16 protein-coding genes are annotated in these 13,690 nt (G+C 36.8%); 4 read left to right on the top strand and 12 right to left on the bottom strand.

What is annotated here, in order from left to right:
* The gene (locus ACYVFA_RS04860; RefSeq protein WP_460470678.1) at positions 1–789 is read left to right on the top strand and encodes an ABC-2 transporter permease; all 789 of its coding nucleotides are present in this window, start codon (positions 1–3) and stop codon (positions 787–789) included.
* Here ACYVFA_RS04860 and ACYVFA_RS04855 read toward each other — a convergent pair.
* The gene (locus ACYVFA_RS04855) at positions 786–2,156 is read right to left on the bottom strand and encodes a sensor histidine kinase (RefSeq protein ID WP_460470677.1); all 1,371 of its coding nucleotides are present in this window, start codon (positions 2,154–2,156) and stop codon (positions 786–788) included. The two genes, ACYVFA_RS04860 and ACYVFA_RS04855, sit on opposite strands and share 4 nt — an antisense overlap.
* A 3-nt stretch (positions 2,157–2,159) precedes the next feature.
* Positions 2,160–2,837: a response regulator transcription factor gene (locus ACYVFA_RS04850; RefSeq protein WP_460470676.1), complete on the bottom strand. Its 678-nt coding sequence runs from the start codon at positions 2,835–2,837 to the stop codon at positions 2,160–2,162.
* Positions 2,838–3,112: 275 nt separating this feature from the next.
* Between ACYVFA_RS04850 and ACYVFA_RS04845 the strand changes: the two genes are divergently transcribed.
* The 3 genes from ACYVFA_RS04845 to ACYVFA_RS04835 all read left to right on the top strand — a co-directional run bounded on the left by ACYVFA_RS04845 (position 3,113) and on the right by ACYVFA_RS04835 (position 5,794).
* Positions 3,113–3,463 (top strand): hypothetical protein, encoded by a 351-nt coding sequence (locus ACYVFA_RS04845; RefSeq protein ID WP_460470675.1) that lies wholly within the window; start codon positions 3,113–3,115, stop codon positions 3,461–3,463.
* Between the two features lie 65 nt (positions 3,464–3,528).
* The gene (locus tag ACYVFA_RS04840; RefSeq protein ID WP_460470674.1) at positions 3,529–4,389 is read left to right on the top strand and encodes a universal stress protein; all 861 of its coding nucleotides are present in this window, start codon (positions 3,529–3,531) and stop codon (positions 4,387–4,389) included.
* A 31-nt stretch (positions 4,390–4,420) separates the two neighbouring features.
* Positions 4,421–5,794 (top strand): HAD-IB family phosphatase, encoded by a 1,374-nt coding sequence (locus tag ACYVFA_RS04835; RefSeq protein WP_460470673.1) that lies wholly within the window; start codon positions 4,421–4,423, stop codon positions 5,792–5,794.
* Positions 5,795–5,850: 56 nt separating this feature from the next.
* Here the strand turns inward: ACYVFA_RS04835 and ACYVFA_RS04830 are convergent, their stop codons facing one another.
* The 10 genes from ACYVFA_RS04830 to ACYVFA_RS04785 all read right to left on the bottom strand — a co-directional run bounded on the left by ACYVFA_RS04830 (position 5,851) and on the right by ACYVFA_RS04785 (position 13,688).
* The gene (locus ACYVFA_RS04830) at positions 5,851–6,057 is read right to left on the bottom strand and encodes a DUF6132 family protein (protein WP_460470672.1); all 207 of its coding nucleotides are present in this window, start codon (positions 6,055–6,057) and stop codon (positions 5,851–5,853) included.
* Complete coding sequence (locus tag ACYVFA_RS04825) at positions 6,057–6,275, bottom strand: hypothetical protein (RefSeq protein ID WP_460470671.1); 219 nt, start codon at positions 6,273–6,275, stop codon at positions 6,057–6,059. The genes ACYVFA_RS04830 and ACYVFA_RS04825 overlap by 1 nt, the downstream gene beginning before the upstream one ends.
* Positions 6,272–6,469: a YgaP family membrane protein gene (locus tag ACYVFA_RS04820; protein WP_460470767.1), complete on the bottom strand. Its 198-nt coding sequence runs from the start codon at positions 6,467–6,469 to the stop codon at positions 6,272–6,274. The genes ACYVFA_RS04825 and ACYVFA_RS04820 overlap by 4 nt, the downstream gene beginning before the upstream one ends.
* A 151-nt stretch (positions 6,470–6,620) precedes the next feature.
* Complete coding sequence (locus tag ACYVFA_RS04815; protein WP_460470670.1) at positions 6,621–6,935, bottom strand: rhodanese-like domain-containing protein; 315 nt, start codon at positions 6,933–6,935, stop codon at positions 6,621–6,623.
* A gap of 11 nt (positions 6,936–6,946) precedes the next feature.
* A complete protein-coding gene (locus ACYVFA_RS04810; RefSeq protein ID WP_460470669.1) occupies positions 6,947–8,365 on the bottom strand; it encodes an MBL fold metallo-hydrolase in 1,419 nt (472 codons plus the stop codon).
* Between the two features lie 222 nt (positions 8,366–8,587).
* Positions 8,588–9,382, bottom strand: coding sequence for a sulfite exporter TauE/SafE family protein (locus tag ACYVFA_RS04805; protein ID WP_460470668.1), 795 nt, complete (start codon positions 9,380–9,382; stop codon positions 8,588–8,590).
* 61 nt (positions 9,383–9,443) lie between these two features.
* On the bottom strand, positions 9,444–10,067 hold the full coding sequence (locus ACYVFA_RS04800; RefSeq protein ID WP_460470667.1) for a Crp/Fnr family transcriptional regulator: 624 nt from the start codon (positions 10,065–10,067) through the stop codon (positions 9,444–9,446).
* A 120-nt stretch (positions 10,068–10,187) separates the two neighbouring features.
* The gene (locus tag ACYVFA_RS04795; RefSeq protein ID WP_460470666.1) at positions 10,188–12,104 is read right to left on the bottom strand and encodes a sensor histidine kinase; all 1,917 of its coding nucleotides are present in this window, start codon (positions 12,102–12,104) and stop codon (positions 10,188–10,190) included.
* A 57-nt stretch (positions 12,105–12,161) separates the two neighbouring features.
* Positions 12,162–12,851, bottom strand: a complete 690-nt coding sequence (locus ACYVFA_RS04790) for a hypothetical protein (RefSeq protein ID WP_460470665.1) — start codon at positions 12,849–12,851, stop codon at positions 12,162–12,164.
* A gap of 144 nt (positions 12,852–12,995) precedes the next feature.
* Entirely contained in the window at positions 12,996–13,688 is a 693-nt protein-coding gene (locus ACYVFA_RS04785; RefSeq protein ID WP_460470664.1) for a hypothetical protein, read from the bottom strand.
* Positions 13,689–13,690: the final 2 nt, after the last annotated feature.

The following is a 13,690-nucleotide window of genomic DNA, read 5'->3' as shown; positions in this document are numbered from 1 at the left end:
ATGAAAGGACAAATACAGGCAATACGAACAGAACTTATAAAAAGCAAAAATGTCAACATTTTGTGGGTAAGCTTCATTGCCTTTGGATTAGCACCTATTATGGGAGGAATCTTTATGCTGATGATGCGCGACCCAAAGGCTTTAGAAAAAGCTGGTTCATTTAACGCGAAAGCACAAGCCATGAATTTTGCTGCCAGTTGGGATTCATATTTTATGATCCTGACTCAGGCGGTTGGTGTGGGTGGTATAATGGTATTTGGTTTTGTTGCAAGCTGGATTTTTGGCAGAGAGTATAGTGAAGGAACAGCTAAAGATTTACTGGCTTTGCCAACTTCACGAACGCAAATTATAAATGCCAAATTTTTCGTATACCTACTGTGGTGTCTTGCTTTGGCGATAGCCAATGTTTTGATAGCCTATCTTATTGGTACTATCCTTCAAATTGCCCCTTTTCAAGCTTCAAATTTGTCTGCTTATATACTTGATTATTTAATTACTACACTTTTAACAATTCTGCTTGGTACTCCTATTGCTTTCTTTGCTATCTGGGGTAAAGGGTATCTGGCTCCGTTGGGTTTTGTAGCGCTGGCATTGGTATTTGCCCAGATTATTGCAGCAACCGGATATGGCACTTATTTTCCGTGGGCTGTTCCTGGCATATTTAGCGGAGCTAGCGGAATTTATCGTTTACAACTCAATATTTTCAGTTATCTGATTGTATTTTTAACCAGTGTAGCAGGCTATGTAACGAGCATCTTCTATTGGAAATATGCTGACCAAACCAGTTAGGTATCGATAGTGATCTTAAAAACTGTTCCTTTATTTACTTGAGATGTCACTTCAATTTTGCCTTTGTGTATTTTGACTATCCTATCTACCAATGAAAGTCCTATGCCGTAGCCTTTCACATCAGTTGTTTTTTCAGCCCTGTAAAAAGGCTGGAATATTTTTTCTATTTCTTCTTTACTTAAACCAATACCATTATCTTTTATATAGATTTTTTTCTGTTTAGCACTGGCTGAAAGGCTGATATAAGCCTGATTGTCATAAGAAAATTTACAGGCATTTTCGACAAGATTAAATAAGGCTATTTTTAAAAGAGAGTGGCTTCCTACAATACAAAGATGCTCGGGGTCTTCTGGTAAAGCCGTGAAATGGATATGGACTTTATAATGGGCATTATGATTGGCCACCATATCATGCACTTCCCAGATAATATCATCTATTCTTACTTTTTCAACCAGTAAATGCGTAATATCGCTGTCTGAGCGGGAGAGATTGAGCAGATTCTGGACTAATTCGATTAAATCGGTAGTATCTTCTAATACTGATTGAATGGTATGTTTATAATTATCGGATGTACGTTCATTTAACAAACTGACTTCAAGTTGAGAGGAAATACTCGTGAGTGGATTCTGAAGCTCGTGTGAAACATTCGCAATAAACATTTGTTGTAAATGAATTCCTTCCTCAACTCTATCCAATAACTGATTAATAGTTTCGCTTAACTGAGAGATTTCATTATCTCCATCAAATTTCCTCAATCTTAGATTTGTATTCTTTGGAAAAATCTGACTTAATTCTTCGCTGATATTTTCGATGGGTTCTATCGTTTTTTTTGCGTATATCCACCCGATGATTGATACGACAAACAAAGAAATAAGAATGAGAGCCAACATCATCCACCGCATTTGTCTAAGAAATATCATGGCGTATTCATCACGTGCCAGCGCAATAATGACATAAGATTGAGTAGAAGTTTGATAAAGCATCCCCACAGCATTGAAGTCATCTACCATAAATTCTGACTTCTGCTGGATTTTTATTTCCTCTAATCTTGTGCTATCAATCGTCTCAAAAACATTATTGTTGAATATAAATACCAGTTCATTCTTCAGATTATATATCAGAATTTCTTCGGAGGGCATCTGGTCTTTGCGAGATTTCAGCAATCTTTCCAGCAGGCGCATATTCTCCTGGTTCTCTATGGTTTGCGAAAGCCAGTTAATGACCGTTTCACTTCTGTTACTCAAACGCCGGTTAAAATTCTCATCCAGAAAATAGGCGATGAAATAGTAAATAGAAATCAGGGCAGTAAAAAGAATCCCTGTTACTACGGCCACAAATCGAATAGTTTGTTGTTTTCTTAGAGACATAGGCTAATCTTCTCTTAATACGTATCCCATGCCGATAACGGTATGAATCAATTTCTTAGGAAAATCCTTGTCAATTTTTTTACGCAGGTAATTGATATAGACTTCTACATAGTTGGTGCGGGTATCAAAATTTACGTCCCAGACATTTTCGGCAATTTGGACTTTTGATAATACCCAACCCTGATTTTTTAACAGATATTCAAGCAATCTGAACTCCAGAGCGGTCAGGTCTATTCTCTTACCACTTCGTTTGACAGTCTTTGAACCAAGATTTACTTCCAGATCGGCAAATTTGATTACATGATGGCTGATTAAAACCTCAGAAGCTCGTTTGGTTAGTGACCGGACTCTTGCCAGCAATTCAACAAACTGAAAAGGTTTAACCAGATACTGGTCGGCGCCTGCGTCAAATCCGGCAATTTTATCAGGAGTTTCTCCTAACGCTGAGAGCATTAATACAGGAGTTTTTATGCCTGCCTCCCGCAATTCCTGCGTAAGTTGCTGGCCGTTGATACCCGGCATAATTACATCAGTTATAATACAGGCATAGTTATTACGGAGTGCTAATTGTCTGGCAATCAGCCCGTCATAAGCAATATCTACTTCGTAATGGTTTTCTTCTAAGCCTTGCTTGATAGCCTGTATGGTTTTGAGTTCATCCTCTACTACTAGTATTTTCATACACCTTAAAAAAATAGTCAGAAATTCTAAGCTAAATCTAATATCGCGTTTAGCTGGCTCTAATAGATAACAAGGAAATTTGCATATCCTCTACTAAAAAACAAAATATTTTTGAGAGTAGATGACTATAAAAATATTTAAACCATCCAGATATCAGTACCTATACTGCTTCTGGTCAATAAATAGAAGTATAATTCCGGCAAACTGCTGTTAAAGACAACGAAATAACGATGACCACTAATAAATTCTGTGTAAAGATTATACAATTAAAAGGCATGCTTAAAAAAGCCCAAAAAATAAGAATTTCCTTTTTTATTCCTGAAATTTTTAAAACCCATAATGCTGAAATCAAGTCTGTACACCTAAGTATTCGGGATGAAGAAAACAATCCTATTGCGGGATGGATAAAGAATACAATAGTGAAAGGTAAGGATAAAAAAGACTTGCTGACTGAAGTGCACAAAACAAAACTTGTGGATTTCTATAAAAACCCACAAGAGATAGCATTTGAATTTCTGGCAGAGGGGAAACTTCAGTCAGGCGTCTATACTGCTAATGTCTATACAGTAGATGAATTTATTGGAAGTGTTGAATTTAAGATTAGAAAATGGTTCTGGTTCTTTTAAATAAGCCCAAGTACCTCAGACCCATTATAATCAAGTCGAGCTTGCTCATGTTGACTTATAATCCTATGAATAAGAAGATTGAAAACATACTTTTTCCTACTGATTTTTCAGAGACAGCAAATAATGCCTTAATGGTAGCTACCAGTTTCGCTAAGAGAGAAGATGCTACCCTGCACTTGCTACATGTAGTAGTTCCTAAGTTTAGTAGTGTTTCCAGAAGCCATGAAGCTTGGTTGGAATTAGAAAAAAAGAATAAAAAAGGGCTGAAAAGGTTAGCTAATGCTCTGGAAAGACAGTACAAAATCAGAACTATTACTCATACAGCCATCAGCTATATTCATGCTGCCGAGTGTATTGAAGAACTGGCAGAGCAACTAAATACCAATCTGATTGTTATGGGGTCGCATGGTTTGTCAGGTTCCAGAGCTTTTTTTATGGGGAGTAATACTTATACAGTTATGAGAAATGTTTCTTGTCCGGTGTTGGCTGTACCGGCAGATTACAAAAAGTTTACATTCCGTAATATCTTATTACCTTTCAGAAGGATGGCTGAGATTGAAACTAAATTCAAAATCATTTCTCATTTTTTTACAACCACCAGTACAAAAGTAGAATTTTTAGGCGTGGCCTCCTTTACTGAATTTACTTCTTTCGACTCTCTGACCAATCAAATAAGCAAACTGGCCATTAATTTAAGGAATCAAGGCGTGGAGTTGATTCATAGAAATGAGTTTTGCGATGATATTGCCGATTTTGTACTAGAATATGCAGATTCAAATGACGCAGAATTACTTGTGATTAATCCGATGATTGATGATGAGTGGAAAGACTTTTCATTAGGAACTCATGCACAAAAAATTCTTAACCATGCCAATAAACCTGTCTTATGCATCAAATCTGCTGTGAGACAGGAAGAAAAACAGTAATGAATAACCACTAAAACTTAATAGAAAGAAGATGATAACAGTCGTAATTCCGGCACTCAACGAAGAAAAGACCATCGGGTGTGTCATAGATATAGTTAAAACTCATCCGCAGGTGACAGAAATATTGGTCGTAGATGATAAATCAAAAGATAATACAGTAAACATTGCCAAAAAGCATGGCGCCAGAGTGATTACCAGCAATAAACAGGGCAAAGGCACCTCCATGAGAGATGGCGTATTATATGCAAAAAACGAAATCATAGCCTTTCTGGATGCAGATATTACTACCTATCCTGCCGATATAGTCGAATTGCTCTGCAAGCCACTTTTATCTAATAAAGCTGACTTTGTAAAATCTTATTTTACCCGACAGGCCGGGAGAGTTACTGAACTGGTAGCAAAACCGCTACTTTCTATCTTGTATCCTAAGTTTCCGACTTTCCGCCAGCCATTGAGTGGCATGATTGCTGGTAAAAGGAGCCTGTTTCTCAAAGTCGATTTTGAAGAAGGATATGGAGTAGACATTGGCTTACTGATTGATATGTATCACCAGAAAGCCCGGATTGTTGAAGTAAATATCGGGCATATCGAAAATCGTATGCAAAGTATTCTGCAACTAGGCAAGATGTCGAGACAGGTGGCTTCGGTTATCTTGTCAAAATCAAGATTTAAGGGTGCACATGATTTAAAAACGTATGAAGACATTCAGGTGATTAATGAGCAAATGGACATAGCAATCCATGAGAATCTGAAAAACCTTAAAAAGATTGCCATTTTTGATATGGATAATACCATTACCCGAAAGAGTTTTATCCATACTGCTGCCAGGGAATTTGATTTTGCACCAGAGCTAAATGAAATTGTGAAGCACCAGAAAAACCCTGTTACGCGTACCAAGCAGATAGCTACCTTACTGAAAGGGAAATCATTAGATGAGTTATTAAAAGTAGCAGACAGTATTCCTCTTACACCAAATATCCATCAGTTAGTAGACAGTCTGAAAGCAAAAGGGTTTATCATTGGTATTGTCTCTGATAGTTATGATTGCATTACCAAAAACCTGAAAAACAAATTAGGCCTGGATTTTACGCTGGCTAATGAACTTGAGTTCTCTCATGGGATTGCGACAGGGGAAGTAAAAATCCCTTCTTATTTCTTTCCTGAAAAAAATAAGACCTGCTCACACGAGTATTGTAAAAACCACGCCTTAACATACATCTGTAAACACTACGGGATTAATCCTTCTGACACAATTATGATAGGAGATGGCGCGAACGATGTATGTGTGATTGAAAAAGCGGGTGTTGGCATTTCTTTTTGTGCTACCTGTGAAGAAATAGACAGAGTGGCTGATTACATTGTAAAAGAATATGACTTTAGCCAGGTTGCTGAACTGATAGCCTGATAATTACGGATTAAACCAAGAAAAATCCAAAAAGAGCATGCAAACGAAAATAAATGTCATGCTCTTTCTTCGTTATTGCTCTGAAAAACAGAAAATAACAGGCTGCCCATAACTGCGCCATATGCTATACTATTTAATGGCTTTGAAGTAATAGGACAACTGCCTGTGCTGCACCCAATAAACTTCCAATAGAGAAACCCAGCCATTGCACCAATGCATGCACCTATAATCGTCAGTAAGTTTTCTTTAGCAAATTTCTTCATCAATTGTATCTTCTGTTTTTTTTCTGGTTGAAGTTGAATGAGGTACTACATCCTGAGGTACTCCCACAACCTATGTTCATCAAAGGCATTAATGAGAAAATCCCACCTAATATTACAAGTAGCCATTCGTGCACCTGAAAGCCCTGTACAATAACGACAATGGCGAATACAAGTCTCAGAATTCTTACCAGATTCCAGTTTTGCAGATATTTTCTCATTTGGTTTTCTTCTTAAATGTATTGATTCCAAAAGGCAAATACAAGGGGCAAAAACTAATAAATGAAGTTAATAGAAATACAATTGCCAACGCGCCCAAAATGATGGCTAATGTGCCCGAAATAATATGTGTGAAATATAAAACCGCTATTATAACACCTACCAGAAGGCGAATGACCCTATCGGTGGACCCCATATTTTTTTTCATATTGTTTTTTTGATTAATAGATTTATTAATAATTGTTCTTTCTGAATACCCGTTTGAGGTATTGAAGTTGAAAAGTAGTGCAGGCAGAAATGGGCATGTATTTACAGATCTGCCGCACTACATACTAAGAAATACTGCTTTACGAGTTTACCAGTTGATTCACACTATACCAGGTTCCGCCATTGATAACATTCTGAAAACCACTCTGCTCCAGAATATTTTTTGCCATACCACTCCGGTTACCACTCTGGCAAAAGACAACAATATTTTTCTTGTCTTTAAATTTTGATAACTGACTGGAAACTTTATCCAGTGGAATATTGATTGCACCTTTTACTGTACCTGATGAAAACTCACCCGGAGAGCGTACATCTACCAGAAAAGCTCCCTCTTTTATGGCTTCTATTAAATTGCCATTATCTTTTTTCCCGAATAAGTCTGAAAAGAATCCCATAATTTTTTATTTTAAATATTTATGTTTGATAGTAATGTATCAGTTATAATTTTACCTTTATCTGCCATCCATTCTTTCATTCCGCCTGAAAAGTTTCTTATGTTTTGAAATCCTTTTTGCATAAGTAATGAATACGCAATTGCTGACCTGTCGCCTGCCTGACAATGAATAATTACTTGTTTATTTTTACTGATTTTATCCAGATTATCTGTTAGAGTACCAACAAAAACATTGGTTGCTCCTTCTATATGCCCTGATTCATATTCAGTGGCACCTCTCACATCGATTATTTGCACGTCATTGTTACCAATTATGCCTTTCAATTCATCTAAGGAGATTATATCGGCAGTAGAAAGCTCCAAACCCAGGCTGTTCACGTCAGTTATATAACCATATATGTTATCCAGGCCTATACGCATTAGCTTCCGTGTCAGGTCTTCAATCTGGCTACTATCAGCCACAAGCATGAACTGTTCCTGATAATTTAACAACCAACCACACCAGGTTGAAAATGAGTCATTTCCTTGTATATTGATACTACCGGGAATAAATCCTTTGGCAAAATCTGTTTTATAGCGGGCATCAATTATTTTAATACCTTTTGTATAGGCAGAAAGAAACTGTTCTCTGGATAATTGAGGATGTTTCGGAACCTCTATTAACAGTGGCCGATTCACTTTATTCAAGTGCTTCATCATGGCAAAATATTTAGGCGGCTCTGGCTGATCTGCCAGTAGATAATCAGTAAAGCCCGGTTCGTCGTTTCCATACTGAAATGCCCAGTTACGGATTTTTTCATAGCCCACTGTAGAGCTATGCACTGCTCCCAAAGCTTTTCCACAAGCCGAACCTGCTCCATGCGCCGACCATACCTGAACATATTCCGGAAGGTTAGCAAACTTTTTTAATGACTGAAACATCTGTTTTGCACCCACTTCTTTGGTACCGATAAGACCTGCAGCTTTTTCTAATAAGTCAGGACGGCCAATATCACCTACAAAGACGAAGTCACCAGTAAAAACCATTACAGGCTTATCTGTGGCTGGGTGGTCTGTCAGCAAAAAACTGATGCTTTCGGGCGTATGACCTGGGGTATGCATTACCGTTAAGGTCAGATTTCCTACTTCAATAGTATCGCCATCTTTCAGCCCCTGATGTGCAAACTCGTATTGCCAGTCGCTACCACCTTCGTCTGAAAGATACATCATTGCTCCTGTAACAGAGGCCAGTTCTCTTGAACCACAAAGGAAATCAGCGTGAATATGCGTTTCTGTAATGTGTGTAATACGAAGGTTGTTTTGTCTGGCAATATCGAGATACACGTCTATGTCTCTCTGAGCATCAATTACTATAGCCTCTCCCGTAGCCTGACAGCCAATAAAATAGCTGCCTTGTGCTAAACTCTTGTCATAAACATGTTGAAAAAACATAGTATTCTATTTTTAATGTTTGTGTTCTTTTACTTATGCGAATTTCTATTGTTTATTTTTTTCGTACAGCTACTTTTGTTACACAAGATGAAATTTTTTCTTTCTGCTTCATTTTTCTTTTCAACCTTTCAGTTAATATGTTTTCTAACCATCTGAATTTGTGGCGGGCTAAGTATTAAAGGCATTATCCTAGTCGTATTTGATGATTATTCTCTTCTGTTTTTACTTAAAAACCTCTTTAAGGATGATATAAACACCTGTTGCAGACACAAACCAGCCAAACGCAGGTCTGAGGTTTTTGCTGTCAATTTTTGCTGAGAGAAAGTTGCCTGTTATTACACCTAATACAGCAGTGAGAACTACGCTTAATAAAAAGCCCCATTGTATGGTAGTATTTGGTATTGAAAATAAAAAACCGAATAATGAATTTGCCGATATAATAACCAGTGATGTGCCTACTGCCATTTTCATAGGCAGCTTCAGTAGATTTGTTAACGCAGGAATAATCAGAAACCCACCACCTGCGCCGATTAGCCCCGTGACGATTCCGGTAAAAAAGCCCTGCAGAAGTAATTGTGAGTACTTTAATTGTGGCTTGTGGAAACTATCTTTATGTGGATGATTGTCTTTTTTTATCATGCTATATGATGTAAAAATCATCAATACAGCAAAAAACAACATGAGAACAATATTTTTAGTAATAGTGACACTTCCAATACTAAAAAGTTTCTGAGGAATGAGCGGAAGAATAAAAACTCTTGTAAAAAAAATAGTGAGAATTGATGGAATACCAAAGACGATAGCAGTTTTACTATTGACTAGTCTTTGATTGAAATAAGAAAATGACCCTATTGCACTTGTTGTACCTACTATAAAAAGTGAATAAGTAGTTGCCAAAGCGGCATCTACTCTAAACAGATATACCAGTATGGGAACTGTGAGAATACTACCGCCACCGCCTATGAGGCCTAAAGAGATTCCAATAAAAATTGATGCCGAATACCCTGCTATGTCCATTGGTTTTTGAAAATGATACTGCAAAATTGCATCAGTTCAAAAACTCACACAGTTACTTTAGTTACACAAGAATAATTTTATTTCTTCCCAGTTGAACAGTTCCCATATCCTCTAATTGTTTTAATAGTCTTGAAACCACAACTCTGGCGGTTCCTAACTCGTTTGCAAGTTGTTCATGAGTTATATGTAATACATTACTTCGGCTGATTTCTTGTTTTTTGTGTAGTAATGATAACAAGCGCTCATCTACTTTTTTGAATGCGATTGAGTTAATGATTTCCAGCAACTCTTCGAAACGCTTATGATATAGTCTGAAAATGTAGTCTAACCATTGAGGATACTCCTTGATAAAAAAGGCTACTTTTTCTATAGGTAAGAAAAGGATCTCTGCGTCATTTTCAACTTCTGCTTTCAACTTACTTTTTTCGTTATGTAGCCCACCTAAAAAAGACATGATACAACTCTCGCCCGGCTTAATATAATACAGTAAAATTTCTCGGCCATCTTCCTCAGTTCTGATAACCTTTAGTGTTCCGCGGGTAACGATAGGGATTGAACGAATGTTTGCATTTTCGTTTAAGATGATATCGCCCGCATGATACTCTCTTTTTATGCTATACTGATAAAGTTTCTCTAACAGTTCAGGCGATGATTTAAACTCTTCTAATTGCTCAAGGGGCTTCATTATGTAATATTTCTGAATAATTGCTAAATATTAATCCTGTGCATCTATTTCCGAAATAAAGTTAAGAAGAAAGAAGGTGGAATGTTTATCTGACTGCTAAAATTAGTAGAAAAATGAAGACTATAAATGATACAGGATTTTTACAATAGTGCCAACTGGCAAATCCCCATCATATAAATCATCTATCCGAATATTAATTTTATTAGCATAGTTACGGTTAAATAATTCAACTCTCTGATTGGTTATATCTGTACCTTTAGACTTATGGTGCTTCATTGATTTCTCTTTCAGTGCACTTGCTTTTAGTCGTCCTATTCCATTATCTTTTATCAGAAACTCTACCATCGTTTCATTGATTTTCTTAATAAACACTTCTATCCGCTTATCCGGTTTTGGACTTGGCATCAATCCATGCCAGATAGCATTTTCTACAAATGGTTGCAACAGCATGGGGGGTATCTGTAAAGCTTCAGCTTCTATCTGTTCATCTATCATAAAGGCATAGCTGAAATTATCTCCGAAACGCCTTTTTTCTATATCCAGATACAGTCGTAAGGCTATCAGTTCTTCTGACAAGCGAATGACATTCTTTTCAGAGTGATTCAATATCATACGTAATAGCTTCGAAAATTTCGACAGATAGTCACTTGCATTTTCGTTGTCATTCACCATGACCATGTATCTGATAGAATTCAGGCTATTGAATAAAAAGTGAGGATTCATCTGGCTACGCAAGGCCATCATTTCTACCTGCATGGTTTTTTGTTCCAGTTGGTTTTTTATATTTCGTTCCTCTTCAATTTTTTTGGCTATGGCCAATGCAAACACAATGATTTCGAGCAAGATACCTAAAGCAAGTGTAAACAGGTGATTGAATACGCCATACCAATGCTGTTGATTGAATACACCGCCTTTAAGCCAGGCAATTAAGCCGAAAACAATTAAAAGTCCATTACCAATCATTAGATATTTTAACATTGAAGAACGTACATTTCTTGCTATATACACCAGGATACCTGTATACAATAAAAAAATTGGAATACGACTATTATTAAAAATCCAGATTTGCAGGCCAGAATCGTTTGTCAGTAGGAGCCATACAAAAATCAGTAGGCTGTATACAACAAAAACCTTAGCCACCAGACATAAAAATTTAAATAAATGAGGGTGAGTTTTCCGAATATCTAATAGTTCTGTTATAAAAAGCAGGTAAACTGCAAAGCCCAGCCACATAATGGTTTCGGCTGCATAAAACTTAATTATAGGCAATAAACCTAATAACTGCCCGACATAGGTAAAACTCCGGCTCTTAAATAAGGTAAAAGCAAAAGCAGCCAATACATAGAGCAGATAATACAGATAGATTTTTTCCTGCCTATTGCGGTAAAAAATCAGAAAGGCAATAATCAGAATTATTCCTAAACCTCCCTGATAAAAGGTTCTTACCTGTAGTTCTTCCAGGTTATGAGCATAGTAACCATTAAGCCACTGCTCATACCTTTTTTCGTTTAACAGGGCATAAGATGTTTTAATTGGTTTTTGTGAAAAGAGTCTTAGAAAAGGTATGAAGCCTTCATGGTTTGATGCCATGATATAGACTTCTATGGTTTCCAAGGCATCAATAGTAAACGTAGTTAGACCTACCAAATCGTTGCGGTTCATACCCCAGGTTGATACAAATTCACCATTACGGAGGTGGGCTATCTGCTTACTATTGTGAAAAATATAATAATCGCTCTGCTCATTATCCGGATTCCTGATAAAATATTTTTGGGGGCTATTGAATTGATTTTTCAGATAAAATCTTATCCAGACAGTCTGGTTCTGTGGTATCTGATATTCTTGAGTAAGATTTTTCCAGCCTGATTTTTTTTTTATTGTTTCAATTGATTCGGCAGAAGTGCCTGTATAAATCTGGCTATGATAATAAACAGGAGAATAGACAGAGGCATCTGTGATAATCAAGGTGTCTCTTTTCGCCTGTGCAGGAATAACTGTGCATAAAAACAGGATAATCTTCAGGTAATATCTACTCATGCAGCCAGAAAACAAAAATTTGATGCTTAAAATTGGCTAAACTTATGCAGAATACCATCAGTTTTTTGTGTATTTAAAATTCACTTTTATACGGCAAACGGGTAGATTAGGTATATTAATGGTATAGTTCATCACACCCTCCATATTCCTGGGGGTAGTTATTCTTACGTCATATACGGTAGTGAAAGTATTACTTTCTGTTAATTGCAGGATACATTTATACCCATTTGGTTCAACCGGAAACCAATTTGCTTCTTTGGCGGGTAGAAGAGGTTCTGGCGAAAAGGGTTTACTAAATTTCTTGTTACCACTTTCTATTACTTTAATATTAGCCAATTGGGCATCTATTCCTTTAGGACAGTTACCCACTTGTGGTTTTTCACTTTCTATCTTCCATTTTCCATCTTCCGGTTGAATATTCTGATAGATAGACAGCGACCACGGCACAAAAAGTGGATTGCCTTTACCACCAAATAACTTATGCAGTTCGTCAGGATTCCTTTTCCTGTCGGGGTAATGATTTGTTTTGGCATTATCCTCCAAAACAAAGGTTAGTATCCCTTTTTTTGCTTCAAAATTACCCAGATAGTCAAACATGACATCTAGTTGTTTATAGCTGAAAGGGTGGTCATAAAAAACACAGCCTTTGCCAAATTCGCAAAAAGCGACTTTGGGTTTTTCGAGGATTTGTGCAAAGGTATCAGAGATTAACCCTATCAATGATACTATTAAAAATATCCTTTTCATAATAGCATATTTTAAGTTTATAAGCTTTTATTTGATGAGCCTGTTTAAACTTTTTATTTTATGACGAGAATTAGATAATTTGCCTCATCTGAGTAAAATTATCAATTCGCAGGCAAAAGAAAGAAGTTTAAACAGGCTCGATGATTATTTACACTTAGCTAATATCTCGAACGCTAATTTTTTAGCTAATTCTATATTTACTTCAGCATCTCCGCTTATGTTTGCAATTACCCTGAATGTAACCTTACCAGATAACACAATCAGATAATTGCTACTGTATTCCCAGGCTGCGGCATCTCCAATGGCTGGTATAGCTATATACTTAGTTCTTGATGCCAGTGTTTTAGCTATATTTCCTGTATTTTTCGCATCTTTTTCAGAAACTCCCCTTTTCGTTAATTCTGTCTCTGCTTTTTTTAAGGCTGTTTCTTTTTCAACATCTGTCGGGTTTCGATATAATCGTTTAAATGTGGCTAAGGGGGCTTCTTTCTCAGAATAAAAATCAATGATCTTTACCCACATCAACCCAATTTCGTTCGATTCAGGATATGATGCACCGCCAATTGTCATTTTTCTATCGCTCGGCCATGAATAGCGATAAGAATCCCGGTCAAATTTTCCTGAGGCCGATGGGCTGTATTTTAGTTTTGCCGTTGCTAAATCGCCTTTATAGTATTTCTTGATTAAATCAAGTGGCAAAAGCTGGTTGAGTTTCCCCTGATAAGAAAGCAGGCAATCATCTGCTTTTATACTAACTGGTGAGGGTCGTTCTGCTACCAATGACGACAGCGTCATACAAATGCAGGAAAGAGTTGTAATAAGAATTAGGTTTTTCATCG

The sequence above is a fragment of the Emticicia fontis genome (assembly GCF_054779675.1).
Note: the sequence above shows the minus strand (reverse complement) of the source record. Positions and strands in the feature narration are given on the sequence as shown.

Bases quoted from the DNA above. Each gene is read 5' to 3' on its own strand.
- ACYVFA_RS04860 (WP_460470678.1), top strand. From the start codon at position 1: ATGAAAGGACAAATACAGGCAATACGAACAGAACTTATAAAAAGCAAA.
- ACYVFA_RS04855 (WP_460470677.1), bottom strand. From the start codon at position 2,156: ATGTCTCTAAGAAAACAACAAACTATTCGATTTGTGGCCGTAGTAACA.
- ACYVFA_RS04850 (WP_460470676.1), bottom strand. From the start codon at position 2,837: ATGAAAATACTAGTAGTAGAGGATGAACTCAAAACCATACAGGCTATC.
- ACYVFA_RS04845 (WP_460470675.1), top strand. From the start codon at position 3,113: ATGCTTAAAAAAGCCCAAAAAATAAGAATTTCCTTTTTTATTCCTGAA.
- ACYVFA_RS04840 (WP_460470674.1), top strand. From the start codon at position 3,529: ATGAATAAGAAGATTGAAAACATACTTTTTCCTACTGATTTTTCAGAG.
- ACYVFA_RS04835 (WP_460470673.1), top strand. From the start codon at position 4,421: ATGATAACAGTCGTAATTCCGGCACTCAACGAAGAAAAGACCATCGGG.
- ACYVFA_RS04830 (WP_460470672.1), bottom strand. From the start codon at position 6,057: ATGAAGAAATTTGCTAAAGAAAACTTACTGACGATTATAGGTGCATGC.
- ACYVFA_RS04825 (WP_460470671.1), bottom strand. From the start codon at position 6,275: ATGAGAAAATATCTGCAAAACTGGAATCTGGTAAGAATTCTGAGACTT.
- ACYVFA_RS04820 (WP_460470767.1), bottom strand. From the start codon at position 6,469: ATGGGGTCCACCGATAGGGTCATTCGCCTTCTGGTAGGTGTTATAATA.
- ACYVFA_RS04815 (WP_460470670.1), bottom strand. From the start codon at position 6,935: ATGGGATTCTTTTCAGACTTATTCGGGAAAAAAGATAATGGCAATTTA.
- ACYVFA_RS04810 (WP_460470669.1), bottom strand. From the start codon at position 8,365: ATGTTTTTTCAACATGTTTATGACAAGAGTTTAGCACAAGGCAGCTAT.
- ACYVFA_RS04805 (WP_460470668.1), bottom strand. From the start codon at position 9,382: ATGGACATAGCAGGGTATTCGGCATCAATTTTTATTGGAATCTCTTTA.
- ACYVFA_RS04800 (WP_460470667.1), bottom strand. From the start codon at position 10,067: ATGAAGCCCCTTGAGCAATTAGAAGAGTTTAAATCATCGCCTGAACTG.
- ACYVFA_RS04795 (WP_460470666.1), bottom strand. From the start codon at position 12,104: ATGAGTAGATATTACCTGAAGATTATCCTGTTTTTATGCACAGTTATT.
- ACYVFA_RS04790 (WP_460470665.1), bottom strand. From the start codon at position 12,851: ATGAAAAGGATATTTTTAATAGTATCATTGATAGGGTTAATCTCTGAT.
- ACYVFA_RS04785 (WP_460470664.1), bottom strand. From the start codon at position 13,688: ATGAAAAACCTAATTCTTATTACAACTCTTTCCTGCATTTGTATGACG.